This window comes from Cohnella hashimotonis, from assembly GCF_030014955.1.
Lineage (GTDB): Bacteria > Bacillota > Bacilli > Paenibacillales > Paenibacillaceae > Cohnella > Cohnella hashimotonis.
The window spans coordinates 6,575,855-6,602,732 of record NZ_JAGRPV010000001.1 but is presented as its reverse complement, the minus strand read 5'-3'; the positions used below and the strand labels follow the sequence as shown (position 1 = coordinate 6,602,732).

Sequence of the window (26,878 nt, the reverse complement as noted above, 5' to 3'; positions counted from 1 at the left end):
GGCAAAGGAGAGGGCAGGGATGAACAGAGCGGCAGTCGGCAAGCAAGCGATGGTCGTCAGCCCGCATTACCTGGCGTCGGAGGCTGGCGCCGAGATGCTCCGTCGGGGCGGCAATGCGTTCGACGCGGCCGTCGCCGTAAGCGCGTGCCTGGGCGTCGTTTATCCGCATATGACGGGACTCGGCGGCGATTGCTTCTGGCTGACGTATCGGGCGGGCGAAGGCCGCGTTCGTGCTTACAACGGCAGCGGCCGATCCGGCGCTGCAGTCGACCGGGACTGCTTCGCCGGCATGGAGTCGATTCCGCATCGCGGCGCCCGCAGTGCGATTACGGTGCCGGGCATGGTTGACGGCTGGGCGGCCGTGCAGGGCCAGAACGGCAGGCTGACGCTGGCGGAGGCGTTGGCGCCGGCGATCCGCCACGCGGCCGAAGGGTTTCCTTTGTCGCCGGATCAGCACTTCTTTACCGTGAAATGCAAAGACATGCTGGGCGAGTGCCCGGAGACAGCCGCGATCTATCTGCCGCATGGAACAGTTCCCGCTGTCGGAGACCGCTTCGTGCAGCGCGAGCTGGCGGCGACTTTACGGGCGCTTGTGGACGGCGGGCGCGAAGCGTTCTACGAAGGCGAGATCGCGCGGGCGATCGTCGCGGGCTTGCGCCGGGCCGACGGGCTGCTGTCGGAGGCGGACTTCGCCGCGCATCGCGGCGGCTGGGAGGAGCCGGCGACCGGCGTTTATCGCGGCTATACGCTCTATCAGGCGCCGCCGAACTCGCAGGGGTTTACCGGCATTATGGCGCTGCAGGCGCTGGAGCGCTTCGATCCCGCCGCAACACCGTACGGTTCCTACGCCTACTATCACCGGATGATCGAGGCCATCAAGCTGACGTTTATCGATCGTAACCGGGACCTGACGGACCCTGATTTTCACCGTGTACCGCTCGAACGCTTGCTCAGCCGAGCCTATGCCGACGAGCTGGCCGGACGAATCGATCCGAACCGCGCAATGGACTTCGACAGCCCGCCTGCCGGCAGCGACACCGCCTATGCGGCGGTCGTAGACGAGGAGGGCAATGCCGTCTCGTTCATCCAGAGCCTGTACTTCGAATTCGGCTCAGGTTTTACGGCTGGAAACACGGGCGTCTTGCTGCAGAACCGGGGCTCCTTTTTCTCGCTGGATCCGACGCATGTCAACACGCTGGAGCCGAACAAGCGGACCTTTCATACGCTGATGCCCGCCATGGCATGCCTCGATGGCAAGCCGAGATTTTTGTACGGCACCCAAGGCGGCGAAGGGCAGCCCCAGACGCAGACGGCGATTTTCACGCGCATGGTCGATTACGGAATGGCGCCGCATGAGGCGGTCGCCGAGCCGCGCTGGTTGTGGGGACGAACATGGGGCGAGGCCTCGCGCGAGCTGAAGCTTGAGGGGCGAATCGACGAAGAGACGATCCGGCGTCTCTCGGAGGCGGGTCACGACGTTCGCGTCGTAGATGCCTACGACTATCGGATGGGACATGCGCATGCGATAGCGATCGACGGCGACGGCATGAAGCGCGGCGGCACGGATCCCAGGTGCGATGGCGCCGCGATCGGCTGGTAAGCCGTTTTTTTCGTAAATGGGGGAGGGGATCGCATGCGTGTTATGAGGATACGGATGGAGGCGCGTGAGCGGACGGCGATTCGACTGCCGCAGGGATTGCTGACTGTGGAAGCGTTGGGCGAGGCTGCGGAACGGAGCTGGCCGGAGGAGCTTCCTGCGCTGCTGGAGTCGGGGGCGTTAGCGGATATTCGCGCTTGGCTGTCGACCGAAGAAGGAGCGGGCATCGCAGCGTCTTTGCCGCCTTTAGCGTCAGAAGGGTACGAAGCCGCGCCTATTATTCGCCGTCCCCGCAAGATATGGGGAATCGGGTTCAATTACTTGAGCGAGGAGCAGGAGCGGGATCGTGAAAAATGGGAAGGCGAGGAGCCGGTCGGGTTTATGAAGCCCGACACGAGTCTGATCGGTCCGGGCGACAGCATTGTGCTGCCGGCCGGCGTGGGTCGCGTGCAGGCGGAGGCGGAGCTCGCCATCGTGATCGGAGCCGTCTGCAAGGACGTGAGCGAAGCGGATGCGCCGCGCTACGCGTCGGGATTTGTCGCGGCGATCGACGCGACCGCTGCGGACGTACATGCGCGGCACCCCCGTTTCCTCACACGGGCGAAGAGCTACGATACGTTCTGCAGTCTCGGCGCCGAGCTGATCACGCCGGACGAGCTCGGCGATATCGACCGATTGACGGTATCGACGGCACTGAATGGAGAAGTTCGGCACAGCCTGCCGGTGTCGAGCATGATCTATCGTCCCTGGCGCGCGATCGCCTTCCACTCCCGATTCATGACCCTGCTGCCTGGCGACGTAATCTTGACCGGCACGCCAGGCGCCGTTCCCATCGCAGAGGGAGACCGGGTTGCCTGCCTGATCGACGGATTCGAACAGCTGGTGAATCCGGTGCGCAACCAAGCTTAGCCTGTTTTAAAAGAAGCCGCAAGGCAAACCTCGATACAGATCGGGGATTGCCTTGCGGCTTTTGCTGTTATACCGCGGACTTGTTCAAGATAAAGTCCTCAACGTCGAAGGCCTTGAGCGGCTTGCTGATATAGTAGCCTTGCATCTCGTCGCAGCCCTGCTGAGCGAGAAATTCGGACTGGGACAGCGTCTCGACGCCCTCGGCCACGACTTGAAGATTCAGGTTGTGCGCCAGCGCGATGATGGTTGCCACGATTGACCGGTCCTTCGTCTCCGAATGCATCTGGCGGACGAACGACTGGTCGATCTTGAGCCGGTCGACGGGGAAGCTCTTCAGGTAGCTCAGCGAGCTGTAGCCCGTGCCGAAGTCGTCGATCGAGATGGAGACGCCGAGCGTCTTGAGCTGGCGCAGCGTCTCGATCGAGCGATTGACGTCCATCGTCATCGACTCGGTAATCTCCAGATCGAGGAGCTCGGGGGGCATGCCCGTCTCGCGGACGACGCGCTCTACGGATTCGGCAAAGTCGGGGCTTACGAACTGGCGGCTCGACAGGTTGACGGACATTCGCAGAGGACCGACCTCCGAATGGCTCCAGCGGCGGGCAAGCGTGCAGGCGGTGCGAAGCGCCCACTCGCCGATCGGCACGATCATGCCCGTCTCCTCGGCAAGCGGGATGAACTCGGCCGGCGAGATAAGCCCCTTGGTGCTGTGCTGCCAGCGGATGAGCGCCTCCACGCCGACGACCTTTCCGGATGCGAGTTCGACCTGCGGCTGATAGACGAGGAAAAACTCGCCGCGGTCGAGCGCCTTGCGCAGCTCGTTTTCTAACTGGACCCGTTCGAAAAGAGAGTCGTTCATCGACAAATCGTAGAAGTTGAACGTGTTCTTCCCGTTTTCCTTGGCCGAATACATCGCGGTATCCGCGTTTTTCATGAGCGAGATGAGCGAATCGCCGTCCTCGGGGAACAGCGCGATGCCGATGCTGGCGGTGATATGCACGTCCTTGCCGCGCAGCGAGAACGGGATGTCGAGCTCTCGGTTGATCCGGGCCGCGATCGTCTGCGCATCCTCACGCGAGATGCCGCCCGTCAGCAGCACGGAAAATTCGTCACCGCCCAGCCGGGCGACGATGCCTGCATGCTTGACCGCCTCGCTCAGCCGGTCGGCGACGGAACGGAGCAGCAGGTCGCCGACGTCGTGCCCCTGCGAATCGTTGACCAGCTTGAAGCGGTCGATGTCGAGGAACAGTACGGCGGCGGACTGTCCGTCCTGCTGCTGATCCGCGATCGCCTTGACGAGCTGCTGCTCGAACAAGCGCCGGTTGGGCAGTCCCGTCAGCTCGTCGTGATGCGCCATATGGTTCATTTGCCATTCGGCCTGCTTGCGTTCCGTGATGTCGCGGACGATCGTGTAGACGCCGACGACCTTGCCTTCGACGAGGACGGGTACATTGGTATTGTTGACCTCAAGGCGGCGGCCGCCGCGATGGATAAGCGCGCAGTCGAAATTGCGCGACTGCCCGGCGACCGTATGCTGAAAATTGACGGACACCGTGTGCTGGTATTCGGGAGAGATCATGTCTCTCAGCCTGAGCTTGGACAGCGCGTCCCATTCGTAGCCGGTCAGGCGGAAGGCTGCCAGGTTGGCATCCAGCAGCTTGCCTTCGAGATTGTAGGAAAAGACCGCGTCCTGGCTGTGCCTGAACAGCGACTCGATCCGCATATCCCGCTCCAGTTGACGACGCATCTGCGCCTTCCAGAACCGTTCCATGAAGATGGCGGCGAACGCAATTCCGATCACGAACAGCGTAGCGAATCCCAGGAAAAAGGAGATCATGGCGGAGGAGTCGCTCTGTACGGCGGACGGAATCTCATCCGGAGAGGTCCACGAGACAAGCGCCAGGCCGATATGGATCGACGCGGTAAAGGCCGTTCCGAGAAGCAGGCCCGCGATGGCCTTGCGCTTGGGGCCGCGCGACGTCTGGAACTTGTAGGCGATCCAGAGGACGACGATAAACACGGCGGCGACGACCAGCGCGAACCAGGCGAACGTCCCGGCCTCAAAGCGCGGGTGAAGGCTGGCGCGCATGGCTTGAAGGCCTGCATAGGGAAGGACCGCCGCGCAAACCCCAGCAATGCCGCCGCGCAACACGAGCGTCCGCTTGCGAAGCTTGGGCTCGCCGACGGCCCGGAGGACCAGCGCCGCAGCCGCCCCGGCGATTGCCAGCGTCAAGATCACGGTGCCATAATCGTAGTTGACGCCTGTGGACCACTTGTAAGCATTGATCTCGTAAAAACAGACAGCCCAAATGCCCGCCCCCATAACCGCAATCCCGCATGCCAGCCAGGCGAGGCGAGAGCGTCCCTTGGAAGCGGCAGCATATTGAAGCGACATGCTTAGGCCGGTATAAGCGGCGATGGAAGCGACGAAGCAGGATAAAACGACCATGGTCGCATTGTATGAGCTTTGAAGTTCGATCAACGTGACCATCCTAACCATGGCAATGATTGACATGAAACGACATAATCTGATTTTACCGGGTTAACAGCGTGTTGAATAGGCCTATTTATTCATTAAGGTATAAATAAAGCACTTTATGCCAAATTTAGGTTCAATTGTGAGTTTGCAAAGAACGTGACGTAATAGCCGGCATAAGCGTCCAGATGCGCTTAACGGCTTTATTTGAGCGTGGCGGAGGAGGGGATCTTGCCTTTTGGCGCTTATCAGCGTGTTATGGGGCGTGGCGGAGGGGGCGATCGTGCCTTTTGGCGCTTATCGGGGCGTTATGGAGCGTGGCGGAGGGGGCGATCGTGCCTTTTGGCGCTTATCGGCGCATTATGGGGCGTGGCGGAGGGGGCGATCGTGCCTTTTGGCACTTATCGGTGCGTTATGGGGCGTGGCGGAGGGGGCGATCGTGCCTTTTGGCGCTTATCGGCGCGTTATGGGATGTTGCGGAGGGGGCGATCGTGCCTTTTGGCACTTATCGGCGCGTTATGAAGCGTCCCGGTTGCGGCGATCGTGCCCAATTGCGCTTATCGGCATAGTGTTCGGCGGGTTTTCCGTGTAACGCAGCTCCCGGCGGCGGTTTCTGAAGGAGTTGCGAGGTTTTTCCGCGTTACTCTGATCTCGTGCGGCGGTTTCTGTGGAAGTTGCGAGGTTTTTCCGTGTAACGCAGCTCTCGGCGGCAGTTTCTGAAGGAGTTGCGAGGTTTTTCCGCGTTACTCTGATCTCGTGCGACGGCTTCTACGGGAGTTGCGCGGTTTTTCCTTGTAACGCAGCTTTCGGCGGCAGTTTCTGAAGGAGTTGCGAGGTTATTTCGCGTTACTCTGATCTCGAGCGGCGGTTTCTGCGGGAGTTCCGAGTTTTTCAGTTCAAATGAAAAACCCCGCCCGGACGATGTCTGGACGGGGGGAGGCGTGAATTACGCTATTAATCCTTTAGCACGTTAAGGAACGCCTTCGGAATGTCGGTCTCGAAGCGCAGCCCCTCACCCGTACCAGGGTGGACAAAGGCGAGTACCCGCGCGTGCAGCCCGAGGCGTCCGAGCACCTTGGAGCGCGCGCCGTACTTTTTATCGCCGACGACCGGGTGGCCGATGTCCTGCATGTGGACGCGGATCTGGTTTTTGCGGCCGGTCTCGAGCTTGACTTCGAGCAGCGAGAGCTGCGACTTGGCCTCGAGCGTCCGGTAATGCGTCACCGCATGCTGGCCGTCGTTCGGATAAGGGCTGGAATACATTTTAAGCGTCTTGCTCTCTTTGAGCCAGGAAGATATCGTGCCTTCGGCACGAGCGACGCGGCCTTCGACCAGCGCGACATAGATCCGTTCGGTGACGGCTTCCTGCCAGTTGTTCTGAAGGTCCTGCTGGATCTCTTCGCGCTTCGCGAACATCATGACGCCCGAGGTGTCCCGATCGAGCCGGTGGACGACGAAGATACGGCTGCGGGGGTCCGCCCGCCGCACGTGCTCGGTCAGCTGCCGGTAGGCGGTCACCTCGTTCTCCTGCGCCGAAGCGATCGACAGCAGGCCGGCGTCCTTGGCGACCACGATCAGGTCGTCGTCCTCGAACATGATGGACAAGCCGATAAGCGGAGGTACCTCTTCGATCCGCTCTCGGCTTACGGAGACGGAGGCGCCCGGCGCGAGCGGGTGGTTGTAGGCCGTGACGGGCGAACCGTCGACGGACACTTGGCCGCGAGCGAGGATCGCCTTGACGGCATTGCGCCCCTGCCCGCTCAGCTTGGCGAGCAGGAACGGCAGCAGCTCGACCGGCTCCTGAACCGTGAAGCTGCGCGAGCCTCCGCCGGCTTGGCGCTTCGGTTCGCTTGCTCGGCCGGCAGGCGCTCCCGCTTTGCCCCCGGCGCGTCCTTGGGCAGGCCGCCCAGCTTCGACACCTCGTCTGCCTTGTCCGTCCCTAGCCGAGCCGTCCCAAGCCGAGCCGCCTCTGCCCGAGCTGTCTCTAGCCGAACCGCCTCTGCCCGAGCTGTCTCTAGCCGAACCGCCTCTGCCCGAGCTGTCCCTAGCCGAACCGCCTCTGCCCGAGCCATCCCTAGCCGAACCGCCTCTGCCCGAGCCGTCTCTAGCCGAACCGTCTCTGCCCGAGCCATCCCTAGCCGAGCCGCCCTTCCCGGAGCGGCTTCCCCGCACATCGTCGTTTCCGCTGGAAGTGCCGGCCTTCGCGCGCGGCCCGCCGGCTTGTCCTCGTCCGCCTCGATCGTTTTTCCCATTCATCTCTCTGTTCCCTCCGGTCATTGCGCCCCGTCCGCATCTCCCGCGCGGCAGGCGTGGTGTCTTTATTCTAATAGATAAAGCCATTTGCAACAAATCCGCATGAGTGCCGCTTCAAGGCGAATTCCAGATTCAGGATTGACACGGCTTCCCGGCAGTGTTTATACTGTGTATAAGGATATACACACAGTATGAGTGACGGAGGCGAGCGGATGTCTGGATGGCGCGCGACCAAGGCGCTGGCGACTTTCGAGTTCAAGCGCGATTGGCTGGGTCTGGTGTTTACGGCCGTATTCGCCCTATACGTCGGCACGATTATCAGCGCGCTAATCGACGATAGATTCAACGACAGCGGCGTATCCCGCTATTTGAGCGGCATGGTGGACTGGCTGTACACGTTCACGATTCCGGCGTTCGGCTGCGCGATGAACCGCACGATGTTCGCATACTGGAGAGGGGACGTCTTCACCAAGCGGCTGTCGCACTGGCGGACGATGCCGATTCCCGTAGCGCGGATGGCCAGTGCCCGGATGCTGCTCGCGGGAACGACGCTGGCTGCGATCGGCGCGATCTTTTTCACCGTCCAGTACCTGCTGGCGCCTGCGCTTCGAGACCGGGTGTCCCCAGGCGAGTGGGCGGCTGCGGCGGCGGTCTGGCTCTGCTACGGATTGATCATGAACGCGGTCATTCTGTATTTGGAGATGGGCTTCAACGGAAGAACCTACGTCAAGTCCTATCTGACGATCTGCCTGCTGCTCGGACTGATCTCGCTAGGCGCGGCCTGGCAGGGATTCAGCCTTGTGGGCGAACTTCTGGATTCGGTCCGCGAAGCGCCGGTACTGCTGCCGGCCGGAACGGCGCTGATCGCGGCAATCGCGCTCTACGTCATGCGGCGGGCGATCGTCAAGCGAATGGAGAGCAGGAGCTATACTTTTTAATGAAGTAACGGGAGGAAATGAGGCGAGGCGGTGTGTGGATACCCGTTCATATCGATGAGAATCGGCCCGAGCCTCTGTACCATCAAGTGGAGGTCCAGCTGCGAAGCCTCATCCTTAGCGGCCAGCTGGCGGAGGGCACGCTGCTGCCGTCCATCCGGGAGTTCGCGGCCGATCTGAGATGCAGCGCCATTACGGTGCGAAGAGTGTATCAGGATCTGGAGAATGAAGGGCTCCTGCGCACGAGACAAGGGACAGGGACGTTCGTAGCGGGCATCGATCAGTCGGCGCGGGATGAGTTCAGGCTCGTGCGCGTCGTCGAAGCCTTCGAGCGTGCGGTAGAGACCGGACTGCAGCTGCAGTGCAGCCGCGAGGAGATGGAGCGAATCTGGCGCGAAGCCTATGAGCGCAAGCGGGCGGAGGCCGAGGGGGAAAAGGGGGGGCAGCGATGAGTCTCGGAATGTACGGTTTGGAAAGAACGGAGAGCGGCAACGAAGCCGTCTCGCTGAAGGGAGCGGCCGTCCGGCACGACGGGTTCGCGCTCGGACCGCTCGATTTGACCGTGCCTGCCGGGATGGTGACCGCCATCGTCGGACCGAACGGCTCCGGCAAGAGCACGCTGCTGCGGCTGCTGCTCCGGCTCGCGCCTTGCGAGGGAGAGGCGGCGGTACTCGGCCAGCGTCTGTCGCCGGACAGCGATGAGGGGCTGAGGGAGAGGATCGGCTTCGTATCCGAGCTGCCCCACGCTTACGAGAATCATCTCACTGCCGATGAGAAGGCCCGGTTCGCCTCCAAGTGGTACCCCGGCTGGAGCTGGGAAAGATACGAACGGCTGATGCGAAGCTTCGACGCCGATCGCGTCAAAAAGCTCGGCAAGATGTCCAAGGGAATGCGGCGCAAGGCGGAGCTAGCGGTCGCGATGGCCCACGATCCGGAGCTGCTGCTGCTCGACGAGCCGTCTTCCGGCCTCGACCCTTCAGCCTGGAAGGCGCTGCTGGACGAACTCACGCGCTACATGGACCGGGGGGACCGCACGCTGATTTTTGCGACGCACATCACGGAGGAAGTGCGCCGGCTCGCGGACTACGTGCTGTTCATGCATCGGGGCCGGTGTCTCGGGCTGTATGAGAAGGACCGGTTGTTCGAGGCATGGCGGGTGCTGGCCGTCCAGCGGACGGACGGTGCGGCCGGCAAGGAGGACGCGGCTCGGCTGCTGAAGCAGGCGCCGGGCGTCCAGGGGGCGCAGGAGGCAGGCCCCGGCATCTGCCGGATCGAGTCCGACGCGCCCGAGGAAACGGAGGCTTATTGCCTCTCGAACGGCTATCGGATTCTGTCCTCGCAGCGCATGGAATTGGAAGAGATCATGGCTTGTCTAGTTCGGAAGGGGGATGCGGGAAGATGAATCCGCTGGTAATCGAAAAGGTGTTCAAGCAATACGGGGACAAGACAGCCGTCAACGGGCTTAGCTTCGAGGTGGCCCAAGGCGAGATTTACGGCTTGCTCGGCGCGAACGGCGCGGGAAAGACGACGACGATGCGCATGGTGCTCGGACTCATTCTCCCGGATGGAGGCAGCATCCGTTACCGCGGGAAGACCTACAGCACAGAGCAGCTCTCGATGCTGGGCTACCTGCCGGAGGAGCGGGGCATGTACCCGAAGATCAAGGTGAGCGAGCAGATTCTGTATCTGGCGCAGCTGCGCGGCATGTCGCGCCGGGACGCCGACGCGAACCTGAAACGGTGGCTCGACCGGTTTCAGGTGCCGGAGTACTACAACAAAAAGGTCGAGGAGCTCTCCAAGGGCAACCAGCAGAAAATCCAGTTCATCGCCGCGGTCATTCACAAGCCAAGCATTCTCATTATGGACGAAGCGTTCAGCGGTCTTGATCCGGTCAACGTCGAGCTGCTGAAGTCGACGGTCAAGGAGCTGCGCGACGATGGCGCGAGCATCGTCTTCTCGACGCACCGGATGGAGCATGTCGAGGAGTTGTGCCGCAACATCACGATCATGCACAAGTCGAATCCGGTGCTGCAGGGGCCGATCCGCGACATCAAGAATCGTTTTCCCAAGGAAAAAGTGGTCGTCGGCGCAGAGCGGGATATCCCCGGGCTGGATCGCATTCCCGGCGTTGTCTCCGCGACCCGTACCGAGCGAGGGTACGATCTGCGCATCTCCCGCAAGGAAGCCGCACAGGAGATTCTGAAGCACGCAATGGCACAAGGCCCGGTCGAACGCTTCGAGCTGCTGGAGCCGACCCTGAACGAAATCTTCATTAAGACGGTAGGTGAGAGCCATGAATAGCATGCGTACGGTCATTGCCTTCACGATGCGGAACAAGCTCCGCAGCAAATCCTTCATTATAACGACGATTATCCTCGGCATTCTGCTCGTCGTCGGCGCCAACGTACCTTATTTCATCGACAAACTGACGGGGCCGGGCTCGGCCGCGAAGGTGGGCTATATCGCAAGCGAACAAGGCGAGATCATCACAGGGCTGGAGCAGCAGTTCGGAATGGCGGAGAAGCAGCAGGTGGAGCTCGTGCCGATCGAGGCGTCCGGCTCCGAAGCCGACAAGACGGCCGCCCTCCAGCAGGCGATCGACGACGGCAAAATCAAAGGCTATCTTACCTTTACCGATAACCAGGAAGTCGGCTTCCCCGACGTCGTCTACCACTCCAAGAAAATGCTGGACAGCGGCACCTCCGGCGCCCTGCTGGCCGGGCTGCAAACCGTGAAGACGCAGCAAGCCGTGCGGGACGCGAACCTGACCAACGAACAATATTTCAAGCTGCAGGCGCCCGTTAAGCTCGACACCGTCCAGATCGCTGACGGCGGCGGCAAGACGGAGGCGGAGCAAGGGACGGCCATCGGCTTGACCTACGCCATCCTCATCCTGCTGTTCATGTCCGTCATGATCACCGGCCAGCTGATCGCGACCGAGATCACCGCCGAGAAGAGCTCGCGCGTCATGGAGATCATCGTCACGAGCGTGGCGCCGCTCAAGCAGATGTTCGGCAAGGTCATCGGCACTTTCCTCGTCGGCCTGCTCCAGCTCGTCGTGCTCGTCGGTGCGGCGCTCGTCAACCTCACGCTGCCGCACAACAAGGGTGCGCTCGAGAAGTTCGGTATCGACCTCTCCAGCATCGAGCCGAAAATGATCATCTTCGCGATCGTCATGTATCTGCTCGGCTACTTCCTGTATGCGATGCTGTTCGCCGCCATCGGCTCGCTCGTCAGCCGGACGGAGGATCTCAGCCAGACGTCGATGCCGGTCACGATGCTGTCGCTCGCGGGCTTCTACATCGCCATCTACGGCCTGACGAACCCCGAGAGCACGTTCATCACCGTATGCTCGTTCATTCCGTTTTTCTCGCCGTTCATCCTGTTCCTCCGCATCGGCCTCGCCGATCCGGCCTGGTGGGAGATCGTCCTGTCGGTCGGCATTCTGATCGCTTCCGTGCTGATCATCGGCTGGCTCGCCGCCAAGATCTACCGCGTGGGCGTGCTCATGTACGGCAAGAAGCCATCGTTCAAGGAAGTATTTAAGGCGCTTCGCGCTTATAAGGTGTAAGACAAATCAGGATCAGAGGCAGTCCGGGACTTCTTTTCAGTCCAAGGCTGCCTCTTTTATATTTCGCAAGTCGCAGCTAACCAAGATACGGCGAAGGGGTGGTTTTTCAGCGAACGGACAGACCGGACGGTCGATCGCTTCTCCGCGAGATACGTCCGCATTCTCGTCACGGATTCCGTCCAAAGCGGCAGCCTGTATGCCCGAATCGTGGACGTCGAGCTGTACGGCAATGCCAGCCTGACGTCGGGCAAGACGCTGACGGCGACGGACGAATACGCCGTCGACGCGCGTTATGCCTCGAATGCCGCCGACGGCAAATCCACCACGTTCTGGAGCTCGATCAAGTGGAGCGGCGCGAGCGATTATAAGTGGCTTCAAGTCGATCTTGGCGATACGCGTGCCATCGGACGCTGGGCGGTCAAACATGCGACCGGAAACGCGACGACGAAGAGCTATAAGCTTCAAGCGAGCAGGGAGGCGCGACCGGCCCCTGGGTCGACGTCGATCTCGTCGTGCGCAATACGGCACTCGTGACGGATCGTACCGTCGCGCCATTCGATGCGAGGTACGTCCGCGTCCTTGTGACGAACCCCGTCCAGAGCGGAGACCTGTATGCTCGTATCGCCGAACTGGAATTGTATTGATTAAATATCCAAGCCTTGAGGGGAAACCTTCAAGGCTTTTGTTCATGTAGAAGATCTCATTTGGAAGATTGTATGGAAATGACCGAGTATAAGACAATTTATGCCCGTAGTGCGATGGAAGAGGATGTGACACTTTTAAAGAAGAAGCGCCGCAGCAGGATGAGCTGGCGACAGGCGCTTCAACGAATGCCGATTCGGCAACGGAAAGGAGGAATTGAGGAACGTTCGGCAAGGGAATGACGAGCTCGGATTCGACGCTTCATGCAAGACCATTCGATGAAAAGGATGTGTCCGAATGCTGTCGATCGTCAAAAAGTCAGGCCTTTCACTGCTTGTCGCCGCATTAATCTCCTCGCCTCTAACCTTGTCCCCCGCCGCCCGCGTGCACGCGGACCCCGTCGAGACGAACGTCGCGCTCGGCCATGCGACCGTCACCGCGAACGGCCTCGTCAAAAACGCGCTCTCGCTCGCCAAGCTCGTCGACGGCGACCGGCAGGCGTCCAATTACTTGCTGATCGACGCAACCGCCGGGCCCAAGTGGGTTCAGCTCGATCTCGGCGAATCGTTTGACGTCACGCGCGTGAACGTATTGAACGACTTCAATCCTTCAGAGCCTCGGACCGGCAGGGACATCATCGTCCAGCTGTCCAACGACCCTTCGTTTGCAAGCGGTGTCACGACCGTGTTCAACAATGATACGGACAACACGGCCGGCCAGGGCGCAGGGACCGACGCTTCTTATCTGGAGCCGACGGACGGCAGCGGCAAGACCGTGACGCTCTCCTCCCCCGTGAATGCGCGGTACGTCCGCTCCTGGGCGAACGGACACGTCCGGTCCTCGAACAACTCGGTCCAGACCGTCAATACGCCTGTCGAAGTGGAAGTGTATGCCGCCGTTCCCGCGACGAATACGTCCCTGCCGAGCGCCGTCGGCCTGACGGTGGGCAGCGCCTCGGTCAACAGCGCGAGCTTGTCCTGGACGAGTCCGGGACCGTCGGCCGTCAGCGGCTATGACATCCGTTACTCGACCTCTCCCATTACGAGCGCTAACTGGGACAACGGTCTCGTCGTCAAACGGGTGACCGGCGAGCCGTCCCCCGCAGCGGCTTCCACCGCCCAGAGCATGATCGTGAAGGGGCTGTCCTCCGGCACGCCGTTTTACTTCGCCATGAAGACGGTCGGCAGCCCGGGACAGGTATCCGCACTCTCCTCCTCCGTCCAAGTCTCGACCCTGCCGGTCGCCAACATCGCCCTCGGCAAGCCGGTCACGTCGAACGCAGGCAGCTCGACCGGACAGCCGTTCCCGGCCTTGACGGACGGCGTGAAGACGCGCGACGCTTATTTGCTCTATAGCGTCGCCGACGGTCCGAAGTGGGTGCAAGTCGATCTGGGCAAAACCTACGACATCGCCCGGATCAATATTCGCAACGATTGGGGCGCCTCCGCGGACGTCTATCGGTATGCCCGCGACATCGTCGTCCAACTGTCCAACGACGCGAGTTTTGCGAGCGGCGTCGTCACGGCGTTCAACAACGACGGTGACAACAGCGCCGGGCTAGGCGCCGGCACGGACGCCGAATACATGGAGCCGGCCGACGGCAGCGGCAAGGACATCTTGCTCGCCGACACGGTCGGCGCGCGTTATGTCCGCTATTGGGCGAACGGCCATGTCCGGGTCAACGGCTCGGTTAATACCGTCGACACGCCCGTCGAGCTCGAAGCGTACGCCGATCCCCAGGACAGCTCGCCGCCCGCCGCGGTGGCGAACCTGGCGAGCACCTTCGTCTCCTGGCAGTCCGCCGATCTCGCCTGGACGGCGCCAGGCGGCGACGGCAATACGGGCACGGCGGTTGCTTACGACCTCCGTTACGCGACGAGCGCGATCACGGCGTCCAACTGGTCCTCCGCGACGCCTGTCTCCGGCGTTCCGGCGCCGAAGACGGCCGGCTCGGCCGAGTCGTTCACGGTGACCGGACTGACGCCGGGCATGACCTATTACTTCGCGCTGAAAGCGAAGGATCTCGTCAACGAATCGCCGATCTCGAACGTCGTGACGATCACCACGCCGACGGCGGACACGGTCGCGCCGGCCGCCATCGCGAACCTGCAGGCGACCCAAGCGATGTTCAAGTCCGTCAAGCTGACCTGGACGGCGCCGGGCGACGACGGCACGAACGGCAAAGCTGCGAGCTACGACGTACGGTACTCGACCTCGCCGATCACGCTTGCCAACTGGGCGTCCGCGACCCAGGCGGAGGGCGAGCTGCCGCAGCCGACCGCGGGCACGGCCATGCGGTTCAAGGTGACGGAGCTGACGGCAGGCACGACCTACTACTTCGCGGTCCGGACGACGGACGCCGTAGGCAACGTATCGGGGCTGTCCAATTCCGTGAGCGCCACGGTCGCGACGCCGACGGCCGACGCCGTCACGGTCTCCTCGCTCTCCGCCCTGCAGACGGCGATCGATGGCGCGCCGGCAGGCGGCCGCGTCATCACGCTGGCCGCGGGCACCTATAACCAGACGACGCCGATCAATATTACGGGCAAGAACAATATCACGATCCGGGGCGCCGGCAGCAATTACACGGCGACGGTGGTGAAGGGGCTCGGCATCAACAACAGCGCGCTCGACATCAATTTCAAGGTCAACGACTCCGATTATGTCACGTTCAAGAACATGACGATTCAGGATTCCTATTATCATGCCATCCAGGTCAATCTGGGCTCGAAGTACTTCCATGCCGACGGCTTGAAAACCTGGGACAACGGCGAAGGCGGCTTCAAGACGACCTTCGACCTGAACAGCGGCAGCGGGTACACCGATTACGGCATCATCGAGAACTCGCTGATCGGCTACACCGCGAGCGGCATGCGCAGCGTCGTGGAAGGCGTCGACCTGATCGCCTCCAAGGGCTGGATCGTCCGCGGCAATCGCGTCGAGAACGCCAAGACGTCGAATAACGGCGGCGGCTACGGCATTTTCGCCAAAGGGAATTCTATCGATACGATCTTCGAGAACAACGTGATCGTAGGCAGCTTTGTCGCCATGTCGTTCGGCGGCGGCGGCACGGGGGCGACCTTCTTCCGCAACCAGGACCAGACCTACGAGCATCGCGGCGGCATCATCCGCAACAATGTCGTCTTCGGCGCTACGGATACGGGCGTCTACCTGAACAAGGCCAACGGCTACAAGGTGTACAACAACACGATTCTGAACACCGGATCCGGCGTCGGCGCCATTGAGCCAAGGTTCGCCGGCACGAGCGGAGAGGTGCGCAACAACCTGATGACCGGCACGGTCAAAAACCGCGACAGCGGCACCTCCGTGGCGAGCAATAACATCACGGGAGCGACGGCAAGCTGGCTGGTCGATCCGGCGGGCGGCGACTATCGCCTGCATCCGTTCAACGGGATGGCAGCCAGAGACGTCGGCATGACGCTGGCCGACGTGCCGACCGACATGTACGGCGAAGCCCGTCCGTACGGCGGCGCGTACGACGTCGGCGCCGACGAGTTCGCGCCGAACGAGACGACGCCGCCGGCCGCCATCGGCAATTTGGCCGCAAGCGACATAACGTCCCGTACGTTCCTGTTGACATGGACCGCGGCGGGTGACGACGGCAACACGGGAACCGCGTATGCGTACGACATCCGCTATTCGAATGCCCCGATCACGGAAACGAACTGGAGCAGCGCGCAGAAGGCGGACTCGACGCCGCTGCCTGCGGCCGCAGGGACTTCGCAGTCGGTTAAGATCGTGGGCCCTACGGCAGGCAGCGTCATTTATGCGGCCGTGAAGACGGTGGACGACCAAGGCAATGTGTCGCCGCTGTCAAACATCGTACAGGTTAACACGCCTGCGGTGTCGGGTTCCGAGTTCACGCCGACCGACGACGCCTATGTGGCCGCCTCGGGCGACAGATCCGGCACAAGCCAATCGCTGATCATTCTGAACAACGGCAACAGCACGTATTGGAGTTATTTAAAGGCCGACTTCACCGGTTATTCCGCGACGCATGCCGAACGTGCGGTCTTGAAGCTGTACGTATCGGACATCCCGAACAATCCAAGCCGGCCGCATGCGCTCGCCGTCACCGGTCTGATCAACGACAGCTGGTCGGAAAGTACGGTCAACAGGCTCACCTTGGCCGACGAGACAGGCGCCGTCCCGCTGGGGTCGATCCAGTTAAGCAAGCCGGGCTGGTACGAATTCGACGTCACGGCGTTTATTAACAGCCAGATGACCGACAAAATCGTCACTTTCAAAATTAGCGATCCGCAGGCTCAAGCGGCAAGAGTGGAGCTGAACAGCTCGGAGCATCCGTACAACAGGCCGTTCCTGCTCATCAGCGAAACGGACGATGTCGCGCCGGCGGCGATCGCCGATCTCGCGGCGGGCAAGAAGACGCTGAGCAGCGTGGAGCTCAGCTGGACGGCGCCGGGCGACGACGGCAACGTCAGAACGGCCGGCGAATACGACGTGCGGTACGCCGCTTCGCCGATCACCGAGTCGAACTGGGCGAACGCCACGCCCGTGGTCGGGGAGCCCTCGCCTCTGGCGGCGGGCACCGCGCAGAAGTTCACCGTGCTGGGCTTGACGCCGGGCGCGACGTATTACTTCGCGATGAAGACGCGGGACGATGCGAACAACGAGTCGGCGCTCTCCAACATGGTTCAAGTCGCGCTGGAGTCGACCGTCAATGTTGCGCTCGGCAAGACGGTCAGCACGAACGGCACGGTGTCCGGCGGCGGCTCCGTCTCGGTCGTGACGGACGGCGCGCGGGGCTCGGGCGGGTACGCGCTGATCAGCGTCGCCGACGGCCCCAAGTGGGTGCAGGTGGACCTCGGTCAGGCTTATGCGATCAGCCGGATCAACGTTCTCAACGACTGGGGCGGGGTCTCGGGCTTCGTCAGGACGGGGCGCGACCATGTCGTGCAGCTGTCCAACGATCCGACCTTTGCAACCGGCGTCACGACCGTCTTCAACAACGATACGGACAACAGCGCGGGACTTGGAACGGGCAGCGATGCGGCATATCAAGAGCCGACTGACGGCACGGGCAAAAACATCGTGCTGACGACCCCCGTCAACGCCAGGTACGTCAGATCCTGGGCCAACGGGCACGTAAGAGCCACCGGGGAGACGAATCTGGTCAATACCCCCGTCGAGCTCGAGGTGTACGCGAATACCGGGGATTCGACGGCGCCGGGCACGATCTCGAATCTGTCCGCGTCGGGTACGACCTGGAAATCGACCAATTTGTCGTGGACCGCTCCAGGCGATGACGGCACGACCGGCACGGCGGCAAGCTACGATATCCGGTACTTTACGTCCAGCATCACGGAGAACAACTGGAACGATGCCGTGCAGTTGACGAACGAGCCCGCTCCGGCGATAGCGGGTACCGCGCAGTCGATGGCGGTAACCGGACTACCCGCGGGCACGGCGTTATACTTCGCGATGCGAACGTTCGACGAGACGTCCAACGCGTCGGCCCTGTCCAATGTCGTGCCCGTCACGACGGCGGCGAACGATCCGACGCCGCCTGCGGCGATCGCCGATCTGCAGGCGACGAACCCGGGGCCGCGCAGCGTGCAGCTGACCTGGACGGCGCCGGGCAACGATGGCAACGCCGGCATGGCGGAAGGCTACGACGTCCGGTACTCGACTTCGCCGATTACGACCGAGGCCCAATGGGCTGCGGCGACGCAGGCGGAGGATGAGCTGGCGCAGAAGAGCCCGGGCCAGGCGATGAAGTACCAGGTCAACCAGCTCCAGACGGGCGTGACCTATTACTTCGCGGTCAGGACGTACGACGACGGCGGCAACTACGGCGGGCTGTCCAACGCCGTCAGCGCGACGACCTTCACGCCGACGCCGGACAGCGCGACGGTCACGTCGCTGGCCCAGCTGCAGCAGGCGATCGACCAGGCGCCCGCGCAGGGCCGGATTATTACCCTTGCCGCGGGGACTTACAGCCAGACGGCGACGATCAACATTAACGGCAAGAACAATATTACGATCCAAGGCGCGACGGCGAACTATGACGACACGGTCGTCGCCGGCCCGGGCATTAACGCCTCGAGCATGGATATTAACTTCAAGGTCAACGATTCGGACTATGTTACGTTTAAGAACATGACGATCCGCGACTCCTACTACCATGCGATCCAGGTGAACTCGGGATCAGATTATTTCCGCGCCGATCACCTGAAGACCTGGGACAACGGAGAGGGCGGCTTCAAGTCGACCTCGGGCGGCAGCCTGGATCTGCCTTACGCGGACTACGGCACGATCGAGAACTCCTTGATCGGCTACACTTCGGGCGGTACGCGCAGCGTCGTGGAAGGCGTCGACCTGATCGCGGCCAAGGGCTGGGTCATCCGGGGCAACACCTTCCAGAACGCGAAGATGTCCGGCGGCGGCGTCGCCTATGCCTTCTTCGCCAAAGGCAATTCCATCGATACGCTCGTCGAGAACAACGTATTCCAGAACAGCTTTATCGCCATGTCGTTCGGCGGCGGCGGTACCGCTCCGCAGTACTTCCGGAACGGGGATACGTCGCTTGAGCACCGAGGCGGCATCATGCGCAACAATGTCGTGTACGGCACGGCCGACGCGGGCGTCTATATGAACAAGGCTTCCGGCTTCAAGGTTTACAACAACACGATCCTCGGCGTTCCATCGGGCGTAGGCGGCGTGGAGTCCAGGTTCGCGGGAAGCAGCGGCGACGTGCGAAACAACCTGATGGATAAAGCAGTGAAGCTTCGCGACGGCGGCGCGGCTACCAGCAGCAACAACATTACGAACGGCACCGCGAGCATGCTCGTCAATGCGGCCGCCGGCGACTACCATCTGAATGCGGCTACCGCTTCGGCTGCGATCGACGCCGGCATCTCGCTGGCCGCCGACGTGCCGCTCGACATGGACGGCCAGCCGCGTCCGTCCGGCTCGGCGTACGACATCGGCGCCGACGAGCTCAGCCAGGCGCCGGCTGCGCCTACGGGCCTCACGGCCAGTCTTGCAAGCGGCAACGTCCAGCTGGCCTGGAATCTCGTGTCCGGCGCGACGAGCTACGCGGTGAAGCGCGCGACCGTCGCAGGAGGTCCGTATACGAGCTTGGCCACGGGCGTCACGACCAATGCTTATACGGATAACGCTGCCGCGGCGGGCGCGACCTACTACTACACCGTCTCCGCCGTGAATGGGGCCGGTGCGGGACCGAACGCCGCCGAGGCGTCCGTCACGGTACCGCTGGCGGCGCCGACCGGTCTCACCGCAACCGGCGGTAATGGCACGGTCAACCTGGGCTGGACGGCTTCTTCCGGCGCGACCGGCTACAAAGTGAAGCGCGGCACCGTCAGCGGCGGCCCGTACAGCATCGTTGCGACGAGCGTGACCGGCGCCGTCTATGCCGATACGACCGTCTCGAACGGGACGACGTATTATTACGTCGTGAGCGCCGTCAGTTCGGGCGGCGAGAGCGCGGATTCCGCGCAGGTGTCGGCCACGCCTTCCAGCGGCGCGGCGCTGAATAGGACCGGTTGGACAGCGGCAGCTTCGTCTGCCACCTATGGGACGGCTTCTGCGCTGGACGGCAATGCGTCGACGCGCTGGGCGACGAGCGCTGCGCAGCAGGTCGGGCAGTACTATCAGGTCAACATGGGAGCGGCCAAGACGTTCAACAAGATCACGCTCGACTCTACGGGAGGCAACGATTATCCCCGCGCCTACGAGGTGTACGTCTCCTCCGACGGCACGAACTGGGGCACTGCAGTCGCGAGCGGCACGGGCAGCGGCAACGTGCAGACCGTTACGTTCCCCGTGCAGACGGCCCAGTATATCAAGGTCGTGCTGACGGCGGCGGCCTCTCCGTGGTGGAGCGTCTACGAGTTCAACGTGTATGAGCCTTAAGCGCCCGGCTTAGGAATTCGTCTTAGAAATCCGTCTTAGAAATCCGTCTTAGAAATCCATCTTCAGCTTCCGCATGAAGCTCGATCCGGTTCCGACCACCGGCGTCAGCCCGATTTCGGGCCGGCCGGCGGTTTTAACGGGTAACGCAAGAGGACTGTTCCGTCATTCGAGATGACAGGGACAGTCCTCTGTTTGTGCGGGGCAGAAGCCGAAGTCGTTGGATCAGACCGCGTACGGCGTCGCTTCCATCTGCTCGGCCTTGGCGACGGCCGCTTCGAGCGTTATGCCGGCGAAGAGCTGCGCATGCAGGAAGCGCCCGCTGCGCCGATCGTCGACGAACGCGCCGACGGCGATGCCCGGGATGTCGGTCTCCACGGCGTTCGGCGCCTGGGGGCCGCCTAGATCGGTAAGGCACCAGCCCGGATCGGTCAGGCTGGGGGGAAACCTTCAAGGCTTTTTTAACTCATTTACCGGAAATGCATCAAATCACAGTGTTACATCTTGACGCACGTCGGAAATATAAGTCATACTACTTGTGGCAAATAATAGCAAATTAAATTATATACCTTCTGGTATGTATATGAATTCATAAAGAGCAAAGAAGGAGGGCGCGCTTTGCAAAAAAACAAGTTTCAGCTAAAGAGAGAAGCGACGTACCGGATGCTGGTCGAGGCCGGATGGCATTGCTTTGCGGAGAAAGGATTTGCGTCTACGACGCTGGCGGACATCGTGGCGCGGACCGGACATACGAAAGGGGCGTTCTACGGCCATTTTCAAAGCAAAGAGCAGTTGTTCATGCACGTACTGGACTTCCAGATCGAAATCACGGAGGGCTGGTGGGACATTCCACGGGATTATAGCCCATCCGCCTGCACGCTTGAGGAAGTGATCGGATTCACGCTCGTGCGTCTCGGCGAGCTGATGAAGGGGATCGACAACTGGATCGTGACGCTCGTCGATTTTTATCAGCAGACCAAACGGGACGAAGCGATGCAGCGGCAGCTTAAAGAAAAATATCGCCGCTGGATCGCGGGGATCGAGCGCTTGATCGTCACGCTGCAGGACAAGGGTTGGATCGAGAAGGACAAAGACCCGCGCCCGATTGCGATGCAGGTGATCGCTTTTAACGAAGGATATACGATTTTTTCGGCTTTGTTCGGCGGCACGGACCCGCAGGTTTTGATCCAAGGGCTGGTGAAGCTGATGCGGTAGCCGGAGCGCCAGTAGGGGCGCTCGCCGTCGTTCGGTTCGTTATTCACAAAATAAAGGAGTTATGAGAATGAAGCGCAAAGCGATTGCAATCATGCTGGTCTTCCTGATGGCTTCGGCCGTTCTATCGAATGCGGCGGGTACGCCTCGGCATGCTGTCGCCGCAGACGTCTGGACGCCGATTAACAGCGTGGCGGATCTGGCTCAGATCCGGTCCGGACTGTCGGGCCAATACAAGCTGATGACAGATATCGATCTGGCGGGATATGACGCCGGAGACGGCGGGGGTTGGAAGCCGATCGGCGGCAACGGAAGCGAATTTAAGGGAAGCTTCGACGGCAACGGTTTTGTCATCCGCAATATGACGATCGATCGGCCCAGCGATAATAATGTGGGATTATTCGGGGCTGTAGCGAATGCAACGATTACCAACGTGCATCTAACGAACGTCAATGTGAAAGGGCATATGTACGTGGGCGGACTGGCGGGCTTCTGGGACTTGTCTACGATTAGCCGCTCTTCCGTTCAAGGCTTCGTGTCGGGAGCCAATAGTGTAGGCGGTCTTGTCGGCTATAACAGTCTATCGAACATTTCCGACAGTTACGTTGTGGGGCATGTCGCTGCGAAAGCGGGGGCCGTCGATAGTATCGGCGGATTGGTCGGCTACGGTACCGGCAACGGTGCCCGGGGATCAATCGCCCGGTCGTATTCGACAGCTGCAGTCGATGCGGGCACGAATGCCGGGGGCCTGGTCGGACGGATGGACGGTCCTGTGGTTGTGACATCCGCCTATTGGGACGTGGAGGCAAGCGGACAGTCTGCTTCCGCTGCGGGCGAAGGCAAGTCGACTGCACAGATGCTGCAAAAGTCGACGTACTCGGGCTGGGACTTCGCCGGCAACGGGACGGACGACCCGATCTGGGGCATGGTGGAAGGCGCTGCCTATCCGCTTCATTACGGCGATTATAAAAAGGTAGCGCTTGCCTCGCTGAACGTAACGGACGAGGGCGATGAGCCGCAGGCGCTGGATCGCGGTTTTTCCGGCGCTTACGGCGCCTATAGCGTTCGTGCGGGAAGCGAGACGGACCGGGTAAAAGTGTCGGGAACGGCGTTCGCCGCGGGCTCGATCGTCTCGGTCGAAGGCGGAACGGATTCGGAAACCCTTGATCTGGATCCGGGTGAAAATGTGTTCGAGATCAAAGTAAGCGACGCCGGCGATCCGGCTGCGCTGAATGTCGTCTATAAACTGACCGTCAATCGGGAAGACGGAAGCGCGCAATATCCGCATCGGATTGCGACCGCCCAGCAGCTGTCCAAAATCGGCGATTCGGTCGTCGGCTACGAGCTGGACGACAGCTATGAGCTCGAAGCGGATCTTGATCTGACCGCATTCTCCGCGGCAGAGGGCTGGGAGCCTATCGGCAGCGGGGCTTCGCCTTTTGAAGGCGTATTCGAAGGGAACGGCCACACGATTGCGAACGTGAGCGTCAATCGGCCGGCTTCCGATGAACAGGGCTTATTCGGCGTCACGTCCGGGGCGTCCATTTCCCATCTCTCGATCGTGAAGGCGGATATTGCCGGCTCCGACAAGGTCGGCGGCTTGATCGGCCGCGCCGACAACACGATTGTCACCGGCGTATCCGTCCAGGGGGCAGTGTCCGGCTCAGGCGATGTCGGCGGCCTGATCGGCGCTGCGAATGCCTCGAGCGCGTTGAGCGAATCGTATGCTGCGGCCGCCGTACAAGCGGGTAATGGCGGCGGCGGGCTCATCGGCTCGGGTGCGGCAGACGGATCGGTGACGCATTCGTTCTGGGACAGCGAACGCAGCGGGCAAGCTTCCTCGGCAGGCGGCGGTACGCCGCATAGCACGGCCGACATGATGAAGCAGGCTACCTATACGGGCTATAGCGGATCGATATGGGCGTTCGGCAGCGGGAAAAGGTGGGGCATCGTCGAAGGTACGACTTACCCGATGCCCTATGCGAGCCTTCAGGGCGTGAGCCCGACTGCAATCGCGGTCGCTGCGTTCGGCACGACGCTGACGATGACGCCTTCCGTTTTTAATGCTTCGACAGGGACCTACGCGATTGCGCTCGCTGCGCCGGTAGCCCAGGCAGCGTTCACGGTGACGCTGGCAGCAGGCCAGACCGTCTCCATCGGCGGCGTAAACGGCAATACGCGCGAGGTTGATCTGACGTTGGGCGACAATCCGGTCGAGATCGTCGTGACGGGCAGCAACGGGCAGGTTGGCGTTTACCGGTTCACGATTGCGGTGCCTTCTCCTTCGGCGGCGGTTGCGACCGTTCCGCCGGGCGACATTTACGGCATCGGCGACGAGCTGGAATTTGTGGTCGCCTACGATTTCCCCGTTGACATTGATTCCGCCGCGCCGCCGAAGCTGCCGATCGAACTCGATACTGGCGCAGGTCTGTCCGCTTCGTACGTAGGCTTGTCCGGCGGCGATCCGCGCAAGCTGCAATTCCGTTATACCGTTCAGGAAGGAGATCGCGCTGCGGCCGGAATCAAACTGGGGGGCGCGCTCGTCGCTCCTTCAACTTCGTCCGTGACGACAATAGGCAGTCCCGTGTCCTTGGATCTCGCGAGCCCGCTGCCGGATATGCAAGGCATCGTCATCGACGGGGAGCTGCCCGGGATTGAGCTGACGCCTTCGACGACAGCCCCTGTGGGCGGTCCCGTGACGATCGAGGTGGATACGGACGGTACGGGCACCAACATTGCAGGGGTCAAATGGGTGGCGGGGAACCGAAACGTATCCTATTTTGGCAGCGCGGGCACAGCCTTGTCAGGCGGAACGTTCGAGGCTGCGGATAACGGCACGTACACGGTTTATGCGATTGACGAAGCCGGCAACGAACAAGTCGAGACGATCGACGTGACGAATATCGTGTCGGCCAAGCCGACCGTACTGCTCGACTATAACCCCAAGACGGCGGTTCGCGCAGGCGTGGATGTCTCCGTGACGACAACGGTAAATAACGCGGGAGCCGGCAACAAAATCGAGGCGTTGAAGTGGGCGGCAGGCTCGCTGGATGCAGCGGACTTCGGCGATCCGGGCGTCGGAACCGACGTGCCGTCCTCCGGAACATTTCATGTAATCGAGAACGGCACCTACACCGTCTATGCGGTCGATACAGCCGGCAACGAGCGGGTCGAGGAGATTGCGATCGCGAATATCGTGAGCGAAGCGCCAGTCATTACGCTGGACTACACGCCAAAGAAGGCTGTCTCGAATGGGGCAGACATCACGGTGTCAGCAGCCGTAGCTAATGACGCGGCGGGCAACAAAATCGAGGCGTTGAAGTGGGCGGCAGGCTCGCTGGATGCAGCGGACTTCGGCGATCCGGGCGTCGGAACCGACGTGTCATCCTCCGGGAAGTTCCATGTGACCGCGAACGGCACCTACACCGTCTATGCGGTCGATACAGCCGGCAACGAGCGGGTCGAGGAGATTGCGATCGCGAATATCGTGAGCGAAGCGCCTGGCATTACGCTGGACTACACGCCAAAGACGGCAGTCGCCAGCGGGGTCGACATTACGGTGTCGGCAGCCGTAGCAGACGACACGGCGGGCAACAAAATCGAGGCGTTGAAGTGGGCTTCGGGCGCACTGGAAGCAGCGGACTTCGGCGACCCGGGCGTCGGAACCGACGTGTCATCCTCCGGGAAGTTCCATGTGACCGCGAACGGCACCTACACCGTCTATGCGGTCGATACGGCCGGCAATGAGCGGGTCGAGGAGATTGCGATCGCGAATATCGTGAGCGAGGCGCCAGTCATTACGCTGGACTACACGCCAAAGACGGCTGTTTCGGACGGGGTCGACATTACGGTGTCGGCAGCGGTAGCCGACGATGCGGCGGGCAATAAAATCGAAGCGTTGAAGTGGGCAGCGGGTTCGCTGGATGCAGCAGACTTCGGCGACCCGGACGTCGGAACCGACGTGCCGTCCTCCGGATCGTTCCATGTGACCGCGAACGGCACCTACACCGTCTATGCGGTCGATACGGCCGGCAATGAGCGGGTCGAGGAGATTGCGATCGCGAATATCGTGAGCGGGTCGCCGACCATTACGCTGGACTACACGCCAAAGACGGCAGTAGCCAGCGGGGTCGACATTACGGTGTCGGCAGCAGCAGCAGATGATGCGGCGGGCAACAAAATCGAAGCGTTGAAGTGGGCGGCAGGCGCGCTGGATGCAGCAGACTTCGGCGACCCGGACGTTGGAACCGACGTGCCGTCCTCCGGATCGTTCCATGTGACCGCGAACGGCACCTACACCGTCTATGCGGTCGATACGGCAGGAAACCGGAAGGTTCAATCGATTAGCATCGATAACATTGTCGATCCTCCGGTGCCTCCCGCAACTTCATCAAATCCGGTCCTTCATCAGGCTTTCTTTTACCTCGTTCCGGGACGCGAGTATACGCTATCGATTGACGGTCTTGAGCTATTCATACCAGGAGATGCGATCAAGCAGGCGACGACCGTCACGCTTAAAAAGGTGACAGATGAGACCAAAAGCTTGCTTCAGCCCGGTCAATTGATCCTGTCTGACGTCTATGAATTGCTGAAGGACACGCCAGGCAAGTTCGATGCGCCTGTCCGCCTGCGACTAAATTTAAAGAATCAATCCTGGGCCGACGACCAACAACCGGCATTAGTTTACTACGATGAGACGAACGCGAAATGGACGACCATTAAAGGAGGCAGGCTTTCCGGAAATACGCTGGCAGGCGAGACGGATCACTTCACCAAGTTTACCGTGATGCTCGTCACCGACGAGCCAACTTCGGAGCAGCCGAATGCGGTGCCGTCCGACATTGCCGGGCACTGGGCCGAGAAAGAGATCGCTGACGCAGTCGCCAAGGGAATCGTCTCCGGATATCCCGACGGAACATTCCGTCCGAACCTTCCGGTCACACGTGCCGAATTCGCATTGCTGCTGGACCGCGTACTGGCGTTGCCGGGAGGCAATACTTCGAACTTCGCGGACCAGAACGATATTCCGGCATGGGCCAGCGATGCAGTAACTGCAGTCGCCGCAGCGAGCATCGTCAGCGGTTATCCGGACCGTAGCTTCCGCCCGGACGCTCACCTGAGCCGAATCGAGACGGCCGCGCTGATCGCAAGAGCCGCCAGATTGTCCGCAACAAATACGCAGCGGACTTCATTCTCCGACGATCCCGCGATCGCCGAGTGGGCGCTGCCCTATATTAATGCGGCATTCGAAGCGGGGCTTGTGCAAGGGCAGAGCCTTAACAGGTTCAATCCGCTGGCTCCGATCACACGAGCCGAAGCTGTCGTGCTGCTGGCGCGACTGGCGTTGTTGCAATAAGACCGAGATACGT

General features: G+C 61.5%; 14 protein-coding genes. 11 read left to right on the top strand and 3 right to left on the bottom strand.

Annotated features, from left to right (window positions below):
* Positions 1-19 precede the first annotated feature (19 nt).
* Complete coding sequence (gene ggt / locus KB449_RS26240; protein WP_282911195.1) at positions 20-1,600, top strand: gamma-glutamyltransferase; 1,581 nt, start codon at positions 20-22, stop codon at positions 1,598-1,600.
* Positions 1,601-1,633: 33 nt separating this feature from the next.
* The gene (locus tag KB449_RS26235) at positions 1,634-2,506 is read left to right on the top strand and encodes a fumarylacetoacetate hydrolase family protein (RefSeq protein ID WP_282911194.1); all 873 of its coding nucleotides are present in this window, start codon (positions 1,634-1,636) and stop codon (positions 2,504-2,506) included.
* 67 nt (positions 2,507-2,573) lie between these two features.
* Here the strand turns inward: KB449_RS26235 and KB449_RS26230 are convergent, their stop codons facing one another.
* Positions 2,574-4,988 carry an EAL domain-containing protein gene (locus KB449_RS26230; protein WP_282911193.1) on the bottom strand — a complete coding sequence of 805 codons (2,415 nt, stop codon included), beginning with the start codon at positions 4,986-4,988 and terminating at the stop codon, positions 2,574-2,576.
* Positions 4,989-5,936: 948 nt separating this feature from the next.
* A complete protein-coding gene (locus KB449_RS26225; RefSeq protein WP_282912907.1) occupies positions 5,937-6,770 on the bottom strand; it encodes an RluA family pseudouridine synthase in 834 nt (277 codons plus the stop codon).
* Positions 6,771-7,447: 677 nt separating this feature from the next.
* Between KB449_RS26225 and KB449_RS26220 the strand changes: the two genes are divergently transcribed.
* The 7 genes from KB449_RS26220 (at position 7,448) to KB449_RS26190 (ending at position 20,300) form a co-directional block, all read left to right on the top strand.
* Entirely contained in the window at positions 7,448-8,173 is a 726-nt protein-coding gene (locus tag KB449_RS26220) for a hypothetical protein (RefSeq protein ID WP_282911192.1), read from the top strand.
* A 32-nt stretch (positions 8,174-8,205) separates the two neighbouring features.
* A complete protein-coding gene (locus KB449_RS26215) occupies positions 8,206-8,622 on the top strand; it encodes a GntR family transcriptional regulator (protein ID WP_282911191.1) in 417 nt (138 codons plus the stop codon).
* A complete protein-coding gene (locus KB449_RS26210) occupies positions 8,619-9,572 on the top strand; it encodes an ATP-binding cassette domain-containing protein (RefSeq protein ID WP_282911190.1) in 954 nt (317 codons plus the stop codon). The genes KB449_RS26215 and KB449_RS26210 overlap by 4 nt, the downstream gene beginning before the upstream one ends.
* The gene (locus KB449_RS26205; protein ID WP_282911189.1) at positions 9,569-10,471 is read left to right on the top strand and encodes an ABC transporter ATP-binding protein; all 903 of its coding nucleotides are present in this window, start codon (positions 9,569-9,571) and stop codon (positions 10,469-10,471) included. The genes KB449_RS26210 and KB449_RS26205 overlap by 4 nt, the downstream gene beginning before the upstream one ends.
* Positions 10,464-11,741 (top strand): ABC transporter permease, encoded by a 1,278-nt coding sequence (locus tag KB449_RS26200; RefSeq protein WP_282911188.1) that lies wholly within the window; start codon positions 10,464-10,466, stop codon positions 11,739-11,741. Before KB449_RS26205 ends, KB449_RS26200 begins: the two co-directional genes overlap by 8 nt.
* A 207-nt stretch (positions 11,742-11,948) precedes the next feature.
* Complete coding sequence (locus KB449_RS26195; protein ID WP_282911187.1) at positions 11,949-12,275, top strand: discoidin domain-containing protein; 327 nt, start codon at positions 11,949-11,951, stop codon at positions 12,273-12,275.
* 405 nt (positions 12,276-12,680) lie between these two features.
* Positions 12,681-20,300, top strand: a complete 7,620-nt coding sequence (locus KB449_RS26190) for a fibronectin type III domain-containing protein (protein WP_282911186.1) — start codon at positions 12,681-12,683, stop codon at positions 20,298-20,300.
* Positions 20,301-20,522: 222 nt separating this feature from the next.
* On the opposite strand, the gene KB449_RS26185 is transcribed toward KB449_RS26190, so the two are convergent.
* Positions 20,523-20,675 (bottom strand): hypothetical protein, encoded by a 153-nt coding sequence (locus tag KB449_RS26185; RefSeq protein ID WP_282911185.1) that lies wholly within the window; start codon positions 20,673-20,675, stop codon positions 20,523-20,525.
* 240 nt (positions 20,676-20,915) lie between these two features.
* On the opposite strand from KB449_RS26185, the gene KB449_RS26180 reads away from it, so the two are divergent.
* Entirely contained in the window at positions 20,916-21,512 is a 597-nt protein-coding gene (locus tag KB449_RS26180) for a TetR/AcrR family transcriptional regulator (RefSeq protein WP_282911184.1), read from the top strand.
* A 67-nt stretch (positions 21,513-21,579) separates the two neighbouring features.
* A complete protein-coding gene (locus KB449_RS26175) occupies positions 21,580-26,865 on the top strand; it encodes an S-layer homology domain-containing protein (protein WP_282911183.1) in 5,286 nt (1,761 codons plus the stop codon).
* Positions 26,866-26,878 lie beyond the last annotated feature (13 nt).